The sequence below is a fragment of the Shinella zoogloeoides genome (assembly GCF_022682305.1).
Taxonomy (GTDB): Bacteria; Pseudomonadota; Alphaproteobacteria; order Rhizobiales; family Rhizobiaceae; genus Shinella; species Shinella zoogloeoides_B.
In genome coordinates this window covers 4,217,649-4,232,122 of record NZ_CP093528.1, presented here as the reverse complement: position 1 = coordinate 4,232,122, position 14,474 = coordinate 4,217,649, and the positions used below count along the sequence as shown (strand labels likewise).

Annotated in this window: 16 protein-coding genes; 4 read left to right on the top strand and 12 right to left on the bottom strand. The window is 64.9% G+C overall.

Translation table 11 applies throughout. The annotated features are described in order from the left end of the window. The first annotated feature begins 7 nt into the window (after positions 1–7). Together MOE34_RS20975 and MOE34_RS20970 are read left to right on the top strand one after the other, a co-directional pair. Entirely contained in the window at positions 8–628 is a 621-nt protein-coding gene (locus tag MOE34_RS20975) for a YitT family protein (RefSeq protein WP_242219508.1), read from the top strand. Between the two features lie 48 nt (positions 629–676). After that, positions 677–1,021 (top strand): ArsC family reductase, encoded by a 345-nt coding sequence (locus MOE34_RS20970; protein ID WP_242224170.1) that lies wholly within the window; start codon positions 677–679, stop codon positions 1,019–1,021. On the opposite strand, the gene MOE34_RS20965 is transcribed toward MOE34_RS20970, so the two are convergent. The 3 genes from MOE34_RS20965 to MOE34_RS20955 form a co-directional block, all read right to left on the bottom strand. Next, a complete protein-coding gene (locus MOE34_RS20965) occupies positions 1,018–1,875 on the bottom strand; it encodes an NlpC/P60 family protein (protein WP_242219507.1) in 858 nt (285 codons plus the stop codon). The genes MOE34_RS20970 and MOE34_RS20965 overlap by 4 nt on opposite strands. Positions 1,876–1,894: 19 nt before the next feature. Then, on the bottom strand, positions 1,895–2,245 hold the full coding sequence (locus MOE34_RS20960) for a MarR family transcriptional regulator (RefSeq protein ID WP_242219504.1): 351 nt from the start codon (positions 2,243–2,245) through the stop codon (positions 1,895–1,897). A gap of 68 nt (positions 2,246–2,313) precedes the next feature. Beyond that, complete coding sequence (locus MOE34_RS20955; RefSeq protein ID WP_242219502.1) at positions 2,314–3,705, bottom strand: leucyl aminopeptidase family protein; 1,392 nt, start codon at positions 3,703–3,705, stop codon at positions 2,314–2,316. A gap of 136 nt (positions 3,706–3,841) precedes the next feature. Between MOE34_RS20955 and MOE34_RS20950 the strand changes: the two genes are divergently transcribed. Continuing rightward, positions 3,842–4,651 (top strand): tetratricopeptide repeat protein, encoded by an 810-nt coding sequence (locus MOE34_RS20950; protein ID WP_242219500.1) that lies wholly within the window; start codon positions 3,842–3,844, stop codon positions 4,649–4,651. Between the two features lie 76 nt (positions 4,652–4,727). Here MOE34_RS20950 and MOE34_RS20945 read toward each other — a convergent pair whose 3' ends face one another. From MOE34_RS20945 to MOE34_RS20905, 9 genes are all read right to left on the bottom strand, one after another. After that, positions 4,728–5,702, bottom strand: coding sequence for a type II secretion system F family protein (locus tag MOE34_RS20945; RefSeq protein WP_242219499.1), 975 nt, complete (start codon positions 5,700–5,702; stop codon positions 4,728–4,730). An 11-nt stretch (positions 5,703–5,713) separates the two neighbouring features. Next, entirely contained in the window at positions 5,714–6,724 is a 1,011-nt protein-coding gene (locus MOE34_RS20940; protein ID WP_242219497.1) for a type II secretion system F family protein, read from the bottom strand. A gap of 9 nt (positions 6,725–6,733) precedes the next feature. Beyond that, positions 6,734–8,197, bottom strand: a complete 1,464-nt coding sequence (locus MOE34_RS20935) for a CpaF family protein (RefSeq protein ID WP_242219495.1) — start codon at positions 8,195–8,197, stop codon at positions 6,734–6,736. A gap of 36 nt (positions 8,198–8,233) precedes the next feature. After that, positions 8,234–9,520, bottom strand: coding sequence for an AAA family ATPase (locus tag MOE34_RS20930; protein WP_242219493.1), 1,287 nt, complete (start codon positions 9,518–9,520; stop codon positions 8,234–8,236). A gap of 40 nt (positions 9,521–9,560) precedes the next feature. Further along, positions 9,561–10,256: a CpaD family pilus assembly protein gene (locus tag MOE34_RS20925; protein ID WP_242219491.1), complete on the bottom strand. Its 696-nt coding sequence runs from the start codon at positions 10,254–10,256 to the stop codon at positions 9,561–9,563. 47 nt (positions 10,257–10,303) lie between these two features. Continuing rightward, entirely contained in the window at positions 10,304–11,767 is a 1,464-nt protein-coding gene (locus MOE34_RS20920) for a type II and III secretion system protein family protein (RefSeq protein WP_431522399.1), read from the bottom strand. Between the two features lie 21 nt (positions 11,768–11,788). Next, complete coding sequence (cpaB, locus tag MOE34_RS20915) at positions 11,789–12,595, bottom strand: Flp pilus assembly protein CpaB (RefSeq protein WP_242219488.1); 807 nt, start codon at positions 12,593–12,595, stop codon at positions 11,789–11,791. Positions 12,596–12,776: 181 nt separating this feature from the next. After that, positions 12,777–13,283: an A24 family peptidase gene (locus MOE34_RS20910; protein ID WP_242219486.1), complete on the bottom strand. Its 507-nt coding sequence runs from the start codon at positions 13,281–13,283 to the stop codon at positions 12,777–12,779. Positions 13,284–13,433: 150 nt separating this feature from the next. After that, complete coding sequence (locus MOE34_RS20905; protein ID WP_242219484.1) at positions 13,434–13,631, bottom strand: Flp family type IVb pilin; 198 nt, start codon at positions 13,629–13,631, stop codon at positions 13,434–13,436. Positions 13,632–13,964: 333 nt separating this feature from the next. Between MOE34_RS20905 and MOE34_RS20900 the strand changes: the two genes are divergently transcribed. Then, complete coding sequence (locus tag MOE34_RS20900) at positions 13,965–14,375, top strand: pilus assembly protein N-terminal domain-containing protein (protein WP_242219481.1); 411 nt, start codon at positions 13,965–13,967, stop codon at positions 14,373–14,375. The last annotated feature ends 99 nt before the right edge of the window (positions 14,376–14,474 follow it).

Here is a 14,474-nt window from a genome sequence, read left to right as displayed (position 1 = left end):
GGGAAAGATGAGCGTCGAGACAGCAACCCAGCCCGAGCGCCATTCCGCCTACGAGGATATCATCGCCATCCTCGTCGGCACGATGTTCATGGCGCTCGGCGTGGTGATCTACACCAAGGCCGTGCTGCTCGCCGGCAGCACGGCGGGCCTCGCCCTGCTCCTGCAATATGCGACCGGTATCGGCTTCTGGTGGCTGTTCTTCGCCATCAACCTGCCCTTCTACATCCTTGCCGTGAAAAAGCTCGGCTGGGCCTTCACGCTGCGCACCTTTGCGGCGGTCACGCTGGTCTCGATCTTTAGCCGGCTCACATCAGAATTGATCTCGTTTTCCCATCTCGACCCGCTCTATGCGGCGATCATGGGTGGCGCGTTGTCGGGCACCGGCCTTCTCATCCTCTTCCGCCACCGCACGGGTCTCGGGGGCATCAATGTCGTGGCGATCTACCTGCAGGACCGTTTCGGCCTGCGCGCCGGCTATTTCCAGCTCGCCGTAGACCTTGCCATTCTCTCGGCCGCCTTCTTCGTCATTCCGCTCGACCGCCTCGCCCTGTCCGTGCTCGGCGCGGTCGTCGTCAACATGACGCTCGCCATCAACCATCGCCCCGGCCGCTATCTCGGGGTGACGTAAGGACGCCGGCGCTCTATGAAGGCGCTGGCAAAGCATGAGGAGACAGACGTGACGGTCACGCTCTACGGCATCAAGAACTGCGACACGATGAAGAAGGCCCGGACCTGGCTCGACGCAAGGGGCGTTGCCTACCGCCTCCATGACTACAAGGCGGAAGGCATCGACACGGAGAGCCTTGCGCGCTGGGTCGAGGCGCTCGGTTGGGAAACCGTGCTCAACCGCTCCGGCACCACCTTCCGCGCCCTTCCGGACGCCGACAAGCAGGACATCGACGCCGCGAAAGCCATCGCGCTGATGCACGCCCAGCCCTCGATGATCAAGCGCCCGATCCTCGACCGCGACGGCACGCTGACCGCCGGATTCAAGCCCGACACCTACGAGACGCTGTTTTAAACAGGACGGCGATAGCCCGTCGGCTGCTGGTAAAGGTAGCCGGTGCGCTCGATGGCGTCGGCGAGCGGCTCGCGCGCCACGCTCATCGTATGGCCGTTGGCGTGAATGATGGTCGCCTCGTCTTCCATGATGGCGACATGGCCCTTCCAGAACACCAGATCGCCGCGCCGCAGTTCTTCCCGCTCAATGGGCGTGCCGAGGCCGGCTGCCTGCATGTCGGAATCGCGCGGCGCGCTCTTTCCTGCCAGCATCATCGAGAGCTGCACGAGGGCCGAACAGTCGAGCCCGAAGCCGGAGCGGCCGCCCCACAGATAGGGCGTTTCAAGGAAACGGCCGGCAATGGCGACATAGTCGTCGCTCGCCGTCCCGCCGACCGGCAGGCAATGGCCGGCAACGACGGACTGCCCGCCTTCCAATGTGAAATAGCGCGTCCCGCGCGTCTCGCTATCGCCGACAACCGTTAGCCGGCTTCCGATAGAGAGCGCAAAGGCCGTGGGCGTGCGCAGGTCCGGGCCGGTATAGGCGAAGGTGCGCGGAACGGCGACCACGTGGGTCGCCGGGGTCACCGTGGCATCCAGCGCCGTTTCCGGCAGATAGCCGACATAACCGTCGAAATCCGATTTCACCCAGGCCCAGCCGTCCGCCCGGTCGAGCACGCGGACGCCCTCGCCGAACAGCACCTGCGTATCGATGCCGGCCGTCTCGTCCGGTCGGGGTCGAAGGGAGGCGACGGGGGCGGAAAGGCGCGCCGGCGTGCCGGCGACATAGTGTCCGGCCGTGACGGAGCCGCGCAGGGCCTCCTCGGCAAGATCGGGACGATAGGCGTGGAGGCGACGGTCTGGCTGGGCGTTCATGATCTTCTCGCGGAAACCTTCAGGAAGTCTGGCTGCGGCCTGTGGCGATTATAAGATCGCCGAGGCGTTCGAGGAAGAGGGCGCCTTCCACCGTGCGCTTGATGACGACGTTGCGCTTGTCGCGCTCGTCGCGCTGGCGGGTGACGAGGCCCTGTTCGCCCATCGTGTCGAGCGCCCGCGTGATGACCGGCTTGGTGACGCCGAGCTTGGCGGCGAGCCCCCGCACGGTATGCGGCGGCGGCACGAGATAGATTTCGAGCAGGATGGCAAGCTGGCGCAGCGTCAGGTCGCGCCCGTCGTGATGCACCTGCTGCAAGGTGACCGCGTGCCAGAGGCCGAGGGCCTGCGATGGGGACAGATCTACCGGCACGGCGGTTTCTCCCGGGCGAATGATTTCGTTACGCTACCGTATCATTCGCCCGAAGGGAAGCTTCGGGCTTACGCGGTGACGTTGCGCAGGTGATGGTAGAGCGCGCGGATCGCCTGCGCCTCGCCGCCGATAGGCGAATGCGGCCGCTCGGCCTGCGCCCAGCCGTAGATGTCGAAATGCGCCCAGCGCTTGTTGCGCGTCACGAAGCGCTTGAGGAAGAGCGCCGCCGTGATCGAGCCCGCCATGCCGCCCGAGGGAGCATTGGTGAGGTCGGCGATGCGGGCGGAGACATCCTTGTCGTAGCCCATGTAGAGCGGCATGCGCCACATCGGATCGTCCACCGCAAGGCTCGCCTCGGTGAGGTCGTGGGCAAGGTCCTCGTCGTCGGTGAAGAAGGGCGGAAGATCCGGGCCGAGCGCGACGCGGGCGGCGCCCGTCAGCGTCGCCATATCGATGATGAGATCGGCATCCTCCTCGTCCGCATAGGCGAGCGCATCGGCAAGGATCAGCCGGCCCTCGGCGTCCGTGTTGTCAATTTGCACCGTCAGGCCCTTGCGGCTCCTGTAGATGTCGCCGGGGCGGAAGGCATTGGCCGAGATGGAATTCTCCACCACCGGCAGCAGCACGCGCAGGTCCACCTTCAGCTTGGCATCCATGATCATCAGGGCAAGGCCCATGACATTCGCCGCGCCGCCCATGTCCTTCTTCATCAGCAGCATGGAGGAGGCCGGCTTGATGTCGAGGCCGCCGGTGTCGAAGCAGACGCCCTTGCCGACCAGCGTCACCCGCTTGCCGCCCTTCTTGCCCCAGCGCAGTTCGAGCAGGCGCGGGGCCTGCGCGGCGGCGCGCCCGACCGTGTGGATGAGCGGGAAGTTCTCCTTGAGGAGATCGTCGCCGGTGATGACCGAGACCTTCGCCTTGTAGTGCTCGCCCAGCGCGCGGAAGACATCCTCCATCACTTCCGGACCCATGTCGTTGGTCGGCGTGTTGATGAGGTCGCGGGCAAGGAAGACGCCGGCGAGCTGGCGCTTGATGTCCGTCGCGTCGGCATCGGTCGGAATGAGCAGGGTCGGCGCTTCTGAGGCGGACGCCTTGTAGCGCTCGAAGCGGTAGCTGCCGAGGCCGTAGCCGAGGGAGAGACGGTTCGCCGTCAGCGGCGCGGTCTCGATATGCCAGTCGCCAGCCGGGAGTGCGCGGGCGAGCTTGCCCGTCAGGAAGGGTGCGTCCGACGGGTTCTTGCCGAGGCCGAACAACGCGCCGCCGAGATGCCCGTCCTCCGTCGGCACCATCAGGAGCGCACCCGCTTCCGCCTTGAAACCGGCCTTCTTCGCCCAATCGAGCGCGATCGGATCGATCGTCCCGGTCTCGATATGGGCCGGGGTGATGGCGAAGATCGGCAGGGTCCTGCCGCCTTTCGTATTGAAAGGAGAGGGCCTGTCGATGAACTGGAAGGGGGCCATGGCGGAACCTTTGAAGCGAATCTCTGAACGAGGGCAATTAACACTCTGTTAGGGTTAACAGATTATTGCTGGAGCGGAGATTGCGGCGTGATTCCTTAACCGCCGCGGGATGCGGAAATCGCTTCGGGGACTGATCATGGCCGCTTGCCCTCCTTCATTTCGCTCGACGCTCCTGACCGGCGCGGCCCTCCTTGCCATCGGCATCACGGTCGCGGGCTGCGCCGGCAAGAGCAACATGACCACCGGCTCCATCCCGAACAGCGGAAAGCCGGTCGGCACGATGACCGCGACGGAGCTGCGCAGCGCCGCCGACAGCATCGGCCAGGCCTATGAGAAAAACCCCAAGGACCCGCAGGTCGGCATGAACTATGCCAGCGTCCTGCGCATGAACGGGCGCAACGACCAGGCGCTCGCCGTCATGCAGCAGGTCGCTATCAACAATCCCAACAACCGCGAGGTGCTCGCCGCCTACGGCAAGGCGCAGGCCGCCGCCGGCCAGCTCCAGCAGGCGCTGGACACGATCCTGCGCGCCCAGACCCCGGATCGGCCGGACTGGAAGCTGAAATCCGCCGAGGGCGCGATCCTCGACCAGCTCGGCCGCTCGGGCGAAGCGCGCCAGCGCTACCGCGAAGCGCTCGATATCCAGCCGAACGAGCCTTCGGTCCTGTCCAATCTCGGCATGTCCTATGTGCTCGCCCGCGACCTGAAGACTGCCGAGACCTATCTGCGCTCGGCCGCCCAGCAACCCGGCGCCGACAGCGGCGTGCGCCAGAACCTCGCGCTCGCCGTCGGCCTGCAGGGCCGCTTCCAGGAGGCCGAGACCATCGCCCGCCAGGAGCTGACCGCCGCGCAGGCCGAGGCCAATGTCGCGTATCTGCGCGCCATGCTGACCCAGCAGAACGCCTGGAAGAAGCTGGCGGCCGACGACAGCGGCGGCACGAACTGACAACCAAGCGTCCCTCCCAAGACGCAAACGCCCCGGCCGACAGAACGTCGACCGGGGCGTTTTCATGTCCGGAGGGTTAGAAGCGGTCGGAAACCTGGATGCCGGCGGGGCCGAGGATGACGGCGATCAGCACGGGCAGGAAGAACAGGATCATCGGCACGGTCAGCTTCGGCGGCAGGGCGGCGGCCTTCTTTTCCGCTTCGTTCATGCGCTGGTCGCGGCATTCCTGCGCCAGCACGCGCAGCGCCTGGGCGAGCGGCGTGCCGTAGCGCTCGGCCTGGATGAGGGCCTGCGTTACCGCTTTCACCGTGTCGAGACCGACGCGCGTGCCGAGATTCTCGTAGGCCTGCCGCCGTTCCTGCAGGAAGGAAAGCTCGGCCGTTGTGAGCACCAGCTCCTCGGCCAGCGCCGGCGAGGCCATGGCGATCTCGTCGGCGACGCGCTTGAAGGCCACTTCGATGGAAATGCCCGATTCCACGCAGATCAGCATGAGGTCGAGCGCATCCGGCCAGGCCCGGCGGATCGATTGCTGGCGCTTCGACACCTGGTTGGAAACGAATATATTCGGCGCATAGAAGCCGAGATAAGCGATCCCGATCGTTGCGAAAAGGCGCATAGGCAGCGGCTTGTCGCCGAGAAAGCCGAGATAGAAGATGTAGAAGACGGCGAGCGCCAGGAAAACGAAAGGCAGGATGAAGCGCGCGAAGAGGAAAACGTTGAGTGCGTTCTGGGAGCGGTAGCCCGCCTGCCGCAGACGGTTCATCGTATTGGCATCGACCAGCGCCTCACGCAGGTTCAGCCGCTCGACGACCTGACGGACCGAGGTGTTGTGCTGGGCGCGCAGCGAGGCCTTGTTCTGCACGGCTTCCGCATTGAGGCGGGCGCGCTCGCGCGCGCGCATCTGCTCGCGCTCCAGCGCCACCGACTTCATGCGCTTGTCGAGGTCGCCGCGTTCGAAATAGGGCGCAGCAAGCGTATAGAAGGTCGCCAGAATGGCGATCACCACGAAGGCCGGGAGAAGGAACGCTGGATCGGTGAGCAGGGCGACCATGACCGGATATCCTAGATGTCGAAATTGATCATGTTGCGCATCACGAAGATACCGATGGACATCCAGACCCCGGAAATGCCGAGGATGATATGGCCGCGCGGATCCGTGAACAGGACCATGATGTATTCCGGCGAGGTTAAGTAGACGAGCAGCGTCACGATAAACGGCAGGGCGCCGATGATGACCGCCGAGGCCTTGGCCTCCATCGAGAGCGCGCCGACCTTTTCGCGCATCTTGCGGCGTTCGCGCAGCACGCGGGAAAGATTGCCGAGCGCTTCGGAAAGGTTACCGCCCGCCTGACTCTGGATGGCGATGACGATGGCGAAGAAGTTGACTTCCGGCAGCGGGATGCTGGTGAACATGCGCGCGCAGGCCTCCGGCACACTGAGGCCCACCTGCTGGGATTCGACGACCTTGCGGAACTCCGTGCGCACCGGTTCCTGTCCCTCGGACGCGATGAGCCGAAGGGCGTCGGTAAGCGGCAGGCCCGACTTGATCGAGCGCACCATGACATCGAGCGAATTGGGGAATTCCTGAAGGAATTTTTTCAGCCGGCGCTTGATGAGGAAACCGACGAACCAGCGGGGAAAGCCCACTGCGGCGATGAAGGCAACACCGAGCGATATCAGAAGACCGGCGCCCGCCAGGAGCGTCAGCACGAAGGCGAAGAGACCGAAAACGGCGCTGAGCACGTAGAATTTCGTGGGCGTGGCCGATAGGCCCGCCTGCGCGAGCTTCGCCTTCAGCGTCGTCGCGACGCGCTTGGTCTGTTCCCGCTGCTTCTTCTCGAGATCCTTTAGGGATTCCTGTACCGACCGGCGGCGCTTGGAAAGCTCCTGCATGCGGTCGCGCGCGACCTTCGCGCGGGCCTGGTCCGTCTCGCTGGCCTGTACGCGGCGAACGCGGCTTTCCGCCTTCTTCTGCGCCTCGATGCGCGAGAAGAGCAGCCCGTAGGCGAGGCCCGCGGTGGAGAGCGCGGCCAACGCGAAAATCGCGACGATGGTGATATCCAGTCCGAACATCCCTGCCCCTTACGGCTTTTCCATCGCGTCGAGCGTCGCCGCCAGGCGCTTGTCCTCGTTGAAGTAGCGGGCGCGATCCCAGAAGTGCGGCTTGCCGATGCCCGTGCCCATATGCTGGCCGATGATCCGGCCGTTGGCGTCCTCGCCCTGCATCTCGAAGCGCATCAGGTCCTGCGTGACGATGACGTCGCCTTCCATGCCGACCACTTCGGTGATGTGGGTGATGCGGCGCGAGCCGTCGCGCAGGCGCGAGGCCTGGATGATGACGTCGATGGAGCCGGCGATGATCTCGCGCACGGTCTTGGCCGGCAGGGTATAGCCGCCCATGGCGATCATCGATTCCATACGGGAAAGGCATTCGCGCGGCGTGTTGGCGTGGATCGTGCCCATGGAGCCGTCGTGGCCAGTGTTCATCGCCTGCAGCAGGTCGAAGACCTCCGGGCCGCGCACTTCGCCGACGATGATACGTTCGGGACGCATGCGCAGGCAGTTCTTGATGAGGTCGCGCATGGTGATCTCGCCCTCGCCCTCGATGTTCGGCGGGCGGGTTTCGAGGCGCACGACATGCGGCTGCTGGAGCTGGAGTTCGGCCGAGTCCTCGCAGGTGATCACCCGCTCGTCCCGGTCGATATAGTTGGTGAGGCAGTTGAGCAGCGTCGTCTTGCCCGAGCCGGTACCGCCGGAGATGACGAGGTTGCAGCGCACGCGGCCGATGATCTGGAGGAGCGCCGCGCCTTCCGGCGTGATCGAGCCGAAGCGCACGAGCTGGTCGAGCGTCAGCTTGTCCTTCTTGAACTTGCGGATGGTGAGCGCGGTGCCGTCGATGGCGAGCGGCGGGGCGATGACGTTGACGCGCGAGCCATCGGGAAGGCGCGCGTCGCAGATCGGGCTGGATTCGTCGACGCGGCGGCCGACCTGGCTGACGATGCGCTGGCAGATCGAGAGAAGCTGGGCATTGTCGCGGAAGCGGATCTCCGATTCCTGCACCTTGCCGGCCACTTCGATATAGGTCTTGCCGGCGCCGTTCACCATGATATCGGCAATGTCGTCGCGCGCCAGCAGCGGCTCCAGCGGACCGTAGCCGAGAACGTCGTTGCAGATGTCGTCGAGCAGTTCCTCCTGCTCGGAGATCGACATCGCGAAGTTCTTGATCGTGATGATATCGTTAACGATATCGCGGATTTCCTCGCGCGCGCTTTCCGTGTCGAGCTTGGCGAGCTGCGACAGGTCGATCGTGTCGATGAGCGCGGAGAAGACCTGGCTTTTGGTGTCGTAGTAATCTTCCGTGCGCGCCACGCGGCGGCGCGTGGCCGCGGCCGGCGGCGGCGGCGCCGGCTCGAAGACGGGCTGCGCGGGCGCGGCGGCGACCGGCCGCTCGGCCGTTACCGTCGTGGCGGCCGCGGGCACGGCATGGGCTGCCTGACCCATCGTGCCGCTCTTGCCGGAACCTTCATTGCCGCGCTTGCCGAACATGCCGCTTCATCCAGTCTGTTGCATCGCCCCTATGGGCTACTTCCGTCCGAGCAGGCCGAGCATCTTGCCGAGGCCGGCCTTCTTTGGTTTCTTCACCGTCGCGCGTCCCGTCACCAGATGAGCGATCTGCGAGAAGGTCTCCGCCGTCGGCGACTTGCGATCCATCTCCGCGATCATCCGGCCGCTATTGGCCGCCGTACCGAAAAGCTGTGCGTCGAAGGGGATGATCGCAACCGGCTCGATGCCGAGCGGCTCGCAGAAATCCGCCGGGGCGATTTCCGGGCGCTTCGGCATGCCGACCTGGTTGAGGATCAGGTGCGGCGGCTTGTCGTTCGGCCGGAGCTTCTTCAGCGCGTCGATCATGTTCTTGGTGTTGCGCAGGTTCGCGAGGTCGGGCACGGCCGTTATGACCAGCTCGTCGACCTCCGACAGCAGGGTGCGCGTCCATTCCGACCAGGCGTGCGGCACGTCAAGCACCGTCACCGGCGCGCTGCGCTGGAGCACCTCGAGGACCGGCTGGAAGGCGCCGCGCTCGAGATCGTAGGCGCGGTCGAGCATGGAGGGGGCGGCGAGCAGCGAAAGATGCTCGGAGCACTTCGCCAGCAGGCGGTCGAGGAAGACCTCGTCGAGCCGTTCCGGCGCGAAGATCGCCTCGGAAAGGCCCTGCGGCGGATCCTGGTCGAAATCGATATTGGCCGTGCCGTAGGGCAGGTCCAGATCGGCGAGGATCACCTCGGTCTGGAACAGGCTGGAAATGTCGAAGGCGCAGTTATGCGCGATGGTCGAGGACCCGACCCCGCCCTTGGCGCCGATGAAGGCGATGGAGCGGCCAAGCGGCTCGGCGTCCGGGTCGATGAAGATCGCCGCCATGGCGTTCAGCACCTCGGCCATGCCGACCGGGCCGACCATATATTCGGAAATGCCGTTGCGGATCAGCTCGCGGTAGAGCGGGATATCGTTGTAGCGCCCGACGATGATCACCTTGGTGCTGGGGTCGCACACCTCGGCGAGCGGGGCCAGCTCGTCCATGATGTCGCCCGGCTGCGCCGAGGTTTCGAGGATCAGGAGATTGGGCGTCGGCGCGGAAGCGAACATGCTGGCCGCCGCCGCGATGCTGGCGCTGGAAACCTTCAGGCTCACCTTCGCCATGCGGCGGTCCTGCCCGCAGCGCTCCATCATGCGCAGCATCGCCTCGCTCTCGCAGAAGGCGTGCACGGAGATGCGCGGCAGCGGACGCAGGGCCTCGAGGTCCGCGGCGCGAACCGTCTCGTCCGCCGCGTCCTGCATACGCCCGTTGTCGAAGTCGTAATCAACCGTGCTCATGGCGTTACCCTGGCTTTGCTCGGGGAGTGGGAAGGCATCGTCACGATCCTCCCATGCTGGTATAGGCTTCGCGGTAACGCTCCAGCGCCTTGCCGCGCTGTGTGGCGTCTGCCGGCGTCATGCGGCGGGGGCCGAGAAGGTCGTTCGGATCGGCGATCTGGGCTGCGAGGTTGCTCTGCGTGGCGCAGCCGAAATTATAGTAATTCTTGTTCTCGAAGGTGTTGAACACCATATCCTCCGGCCACTGGCCGCAGGGCGCCGTCGAAGCGGCGATGGCGAAATAGCTGAGCCGGATCGGCGAGGCCTCCTCCGGATCGGGGGCGGAATAGCTTTCGATCAGCACCCGATTGGCCGGCACGCCCTGACGGGCGAGGACCTTACGGATCTGGCGGGCGGCCACCGTGGTCGCCGCGTCGTTGCGCGAGCCCTGCGGCACGACGATGCGGAACATGCCGGAGGATTCGTTGGAATAGCGGTCCGCGAAGCCGGCGATCACCTCGCTCTGGCCGCGGGTCAGCCGCGTCGCGCCCGTGGCGATCGGGATGTCGATCGTCCGCTCCTGCTCGCCGACGACGATCGGGTGGCGGGTGCGGTAGTCGTCCGGCAAGGCGCCGGTCGTCGTGCGGTCGGCATTGGCGCAACCGGAGGCGAGCGCGATGACGGCGGCCATGGCCAGGAGCGCGGCGTTGCGCCTCGGATTGCGGTTCATGCGGTCGTTCTTTCCGGTGCTGTGCATTTCGTTTGCCATTGGCTGGGCCCGTCCCTTCGTCACGTCGCACCCGATCATTTGTAGATGAACCCGACGCTGCCTTCGTAGCGCTGGGCCGGCAGCCCGTTCTTCCGGCCGTAGAGCCGGTTCACCTGGCCGAGGAAGACACTCGCCGCGTCGTTGGCCGCGCTGAAATTGTCATCCGGCCGCGAAAGCGCGTTGCGGTTGACCGGCTTGACCAGATAGGGCGTGGCGATGATCACCAGTTCCGTCTCGTTGCGCTCGATGGCCTTGTGGCGGAACAGCGCGCCGAGCACCGGAACCTTGGAGGCGACCGGCGTGCCGGATACGGATTGCTGCGTCTCGTCGCGGATGAGGCCCGCCAGCGCGATGGAACCGCCCGACGGAAGCTCGACGACGGTTTCGGCGTCGCGGCGGCGGTATTCGCCGACCGCGCCCTTCGAGTCCAGAACGGGTTCAGAAACCTTGGTCTTGATGCGCAGGCCGATACGGCCCGAGGAGAGCACCGTGGGCGTGAAGCCGAGCGAGATGCCGTACTGATAGGTCTCGATGCGGGTGCCGCCATCGCCGTCCGAGACGGAGTAAAGCCGCTCGCCACCGGAGTTGAAGGTGGCGGACTGGCCGGAAACCGCGGTCAGGGTCGGCTCGGCCAGCGTGCGGATGGCCTTTGCCTGTTCGAGCGCGCTGAGAGCGGTGTCTATGCCGAGCTTGCCGATATTGCCGACGACATTGCCAGCGACGCCGTTGCTGGCCGTATCGAAGATCAGTGTCTCGAGGCCGGAGCCGGAGGCGCCGGGAAGACGCTGGAACGTGTTGTCGAAACCGAGCTGCTTGAGGACTTCACGGCGGATTTCCGCGACGGTCACCTTCAGCGTGACCTGATCCTCGCCCTCGACGCGCAGCATGTTGACCACCTGGGATTCGCGGGAACCGCCCCTGATGGTGTTCTCACCGGACTTGTAGTCGAGCTTGCGGGTCGCCGCCTCGCCGCCCTTGAGGAAGATTTCCGCCAGATCGACCGCCTGGGTCGCGTCCTGCGGCGTGCGCACGGTGCCGCTGAGGACGATGTTGTCGGAGATGATCTCGACCTGGATGTCGGAATCGGGAATGAAGCGGCGCAGGTTCGCCTGAAGGCCGTCGACGTCGCGCTCCACATTCAGGTCGATGCTGACGATCTCCTCGCCATTCGGGCCGAAGACGAAGATGTTGGTCTGTCCGACTTCCTTGCCGAAGAGATAGATGCGGCGCGAGGTGCGCGTCACGGCGTCCGCCTTCACCGGGTCGGCGACGAGAATGTCGTGCGCGTCGCTCGGCAGGTCGATGACGATGGCCTTGTTGAGGCCGAGCCGGATCGCCTTGCGCGCGCCGGGGCCACTGTCCTGGATGCGGATGACCGACGACGTCGCCGCCGAGGCGGCGAGGCCGCCGTCATAAACGGCCGGCAGGCCGGAAAACGCCAGGCAGAAACTCAGTCCGCCTGCGACAGAAGCTCTAAAAGTCCTGGCAATACCAAACACGGGTCAGCTCCTGATCGTTTCTTACTCTGCGGCCGGCTTGGAGGAGCCGACGATTTCACCGGTCTTGATTATCTGGACCTGCGGCGCGCCGTCTTTTCCGCTAAGCAGGTAGTCGGCCGCGCTGTTGTCCGGCTCCTGCGCATCCGCAACGGAACGCAGCGCCAGCGACAGTCGCTCGGCCATTTCCTGGGCGACCATGATCACCCTGGTCTGGTCCGGGTTGAGTTCCAGCGTGGCCGTGTTGCCGACGACCGATTTCGAGCCGTCGGGCTTTTCCTGGATCTGCTGGTCGATCGCGAGGACCCGCACGTTGGACAGTACGGTCTCGGTCACGTAGCCGCCGGTATCACCCTTGCGCACCATGATGACGTCGACGCGGTCGTTCGGCAGCACGAAGCCGCCCGCGCCCGTCGCCACGGTAATCTCCGTCGCCACGGCGCGTTTGCCGGAGGGCAGCAGCGAGGACATGATCCGGTTCGACGAATCGGCGATCTTCTCCTGGCGGATCGGCTCGCCGTTGAAGATCGGCAGGCGCGTGATGGCTCCGTTCAGCGCTTCCACCGCGTCCGGCCGGTTCTGGTCGGTGATGAAGCCTTCGACGAGCGACCCCTTCGGCCAGGCCGCCCAGGCGACCGTGCTCGGGTTGAGGCGCGCGCCGACCGGCAGGCTTTCCTTGGCGACCAGCACGTTGATCGTCGGCTCGCGCTCGACGACGGTTTCGGTCCGCGACACCACGCGCCCGCCGCGGGCGACCTGCAGGGCAAGCAGCCCCGCGACGCCCGCCGAAACGACGGCTACTGCCAGAATGATGATTCGCGCCGGTTTCATGTGGTTGTTCCTGAGCTGCGGAGTCGCCTATCCGCCCACATTGACCGGCAATGGTGTAATTATGGTTAACAGTCGCCTTACATGTATGGTTAACGCCCGGTTGACGGCGCGATCCGCCGAAACGCGTTCAGGGCGGCCTTCCTGCCACCCGCCGGACGCGTAGCCGTTCGGAAAGAGTGCGTCAGCCGCCGAGAGCGGCGAGCATCAGCGGCGAGCCTGGATAGGCCATGAAGGCCGCGATACCGATGGCGATGCCGTAGGGAACCTTCTTCTCCAGCACGAGATGGCTCGGAATGGGCAGGCCGGAGGCGAGGATCGTGTTCGTATGGGCACGCAGCCTTATGATCGCAAGGCTCAGCACGCCACCGAAGAACGATACGAGGACGAGAAACTCGAAAAGCGAGAAGGTCAGCCCGAACCAGACGGCGCTCGCCGTCAGGAGCTTCGCATCGCCCCCGCCCATGACGTTAAGGGCGAAGAGCGCGAAGCAGACCGAAAAGACGATGAGGCCCGCACCCACATGCATGGCGATGTCGGTCAGGCCGAGGCCGGCGAGCGGCGCGACGATGAAGAAAGCGGCCAGCAGGATCGCCGGGACCCGGTTGGGAATGCGCATCGTGAAGAAATCGGAACAGGCTGCGACCGCGAGGCAGAGCGGAAATACGACGAAGATGATGGCCTGGGTCACGATGATCTCCTTTTATCGGACCGGATGATGCGCCAGATCCGTTTCGGAAAAGATAATGCCGGAAAGCAGAAAGCCGCCCGTGAGGGCGGCTTTCGCGTCGAGCTTGGCTCGAATTACTGGGTGCCGCCGCTAGCGGCGGGCATCGCTTCGTCAGCCACCAGTGGCGGGCATCGCGTCGTCAGCCGCATCCATCTGCTCCGAAAGACCCGTGAAGATGTTGTCCAGCGAGCCGCCGAGGGCGGTGGCGCCGGTGATCAGCGCGACGGAGATCAGGGCTGCGATCAGGCCGTATTCGATGGCGGTTGCGCCAGACTCATCCTTAAGAAGGCGAGCGAAAATCTTGGTCATGGTATTCTCCTAGCTCCACGATGTTGGTTCAGCACGTCCGCCAACTGTTGCCGTTGTTCGGATGACTGCAACCTACAGGCCGGCCATTTCCATCCGCTTAAGGAGTTCGGTTAACACAACCTTGCCACACCGTTGTCCGATTTATGGTTTCCCGTCGGTTAAAACCCTCGTAAAGCGCACTTGCGCACGCTTTTCCATTTTTTGGTCATCGATTCCGCGCGGCGCATGCGACAAGCGCCAGGGTTGAAACGAGACTGCCGCCCCTTCGGCTTAAAGCTTCATTCACCATTCCAGGCGATGCTGTCACCCAGTTACTTGCCGGGATGACTGTTTATGGGACGCGACTGGACCCTCGCTGCGGATGCAGCAAAGCTTGCGACGACCGCCTTCGTCCTGTTGGCGACGACTGTTGCCGCGAGTGCGGAGGAACCCTATCTGCGCGTTTATATGGACCACGCCCGCGTGCTGCGGCTCGACCGGCCCGTCAGCAAGGTGATCGTCGGCAACGCCAAGGTGGCCGATGCCACGGTGGCGGACGCCCAGACCATCGTGCTGACCGGCCGCAATTTCGGAACGACCAACCTCGTCCTCCTCGATGTCGACGGCAATGCGATTGTCGACGAGCGCATCCTCGTGTCCATCGACGAGGGCAATACCGTGCGCGTCTTCCGGCAGACGGACCGCTCCGTGCTGTCCTGCACGCCGAATTGCGAAGTGCACGCCCCCAAGGTCAACGGCGACTGACATCGGCCGCCGTAAACGGGAAACCCCTCGGCTTCCCGCAGTCGCGCACACGAAATATAAACGCTCTGTCCGCTACTGTCGGGACTTCCAGTATCCTCG

What these genes read in the sequence shown, in the direction of transcription:
- MOE34_RS20975 (WP_242219508.1), top strand. Translation starts at nt 8, where the DNA reads ATGAGCGTCGAGACAGCAACCCAGCCCGAGCGCCATTCCGCCTACGAG.
- MOE34_RS20965 (WP_242219507.1), bottom strand. Translation starts at nt 1,875, where the DNA reads ATGAACGCCCAGCCAGACCGTCGCCTCCACGCCTATCGTCCCGATCTT.
- MOE34_RS20955 (WP_242219502.1), bottom strand. Translation starts at nt 3,705, where the DNA reads ATGGCCCCCTTCCAGTTCATCGACAGGCCCTCTCCTTTCAATACGAAA.
- MOE34_RS20950 (WP_242219500.1), top strand. Translation starts at nt 3,842, where the DNA reads ATGGCCGCTTGCCCTCCTTCATTTCGCTCGACGCTCCTGACCGGCGCG.
- MOE34_RS20945 (WP_242219499.1), bottom strand. Translation starts at nt 5,702, where the DNA reads ATGGTCGCCCTGCTCACCGATCCAGCGTTCCTTCTCCCGGCCTTCGTG.
- MOE34_RS20940 (WP_242219497.1), bottom strand. Translation starts at nt 6,724, where the DNA reads ATGTTCGGACTGGATATCACCATCGTCGCGATTTTCGCGTTGGCCGCG.
- MOE34_RS20935 (WP_242219495.1), bottom strand. Translation starts at nt 8,197, where the DNA reads ATGTTCGGCAAGCGCGGCAATGAAGGTTCCGGCAAGAGCGGCACGATG.
- MOE34_RS20930 (WP_242219493.1), bottom strand. Translation starts at nt 9,520, where the DNA reads ATGAGCACGGTTGATTACGACTTCGACAACGGGCGTATGCAGGACGCG.
- MOE34_RS20925 (WP_242219491.1), bottom strand. Translation starts at nt 10,256, where the DNA reads ATGCACAGCACCGGAAAGAACGACCGCATGAACCGCAATCCGAGGCGC.
- cpaB (WP_242219488.1), bottom strand. Translation starts at nt 12,595, where the DNA reads ATGAAACCGGCGCGAATCATCATTCTGGCAGTAGCCGTCGTTTCGGCG.
- MOE34_RS20905 (WP_242219484.1), bottom strand. Translation starts at nt 13,631, where the DNA reads ATGACCAAGATTTTCGCTCGCCTTCTTAAGGATGAGTCTGGCGCAACC.
- MOE34_RS20900 (WP_242219481.1), top strand. Translation starts at nt 13,965, where the DNA reads ATGGGACGCGACTGGACCCTCGCTGCGGATGCAGCAAAGCTTGCGACG.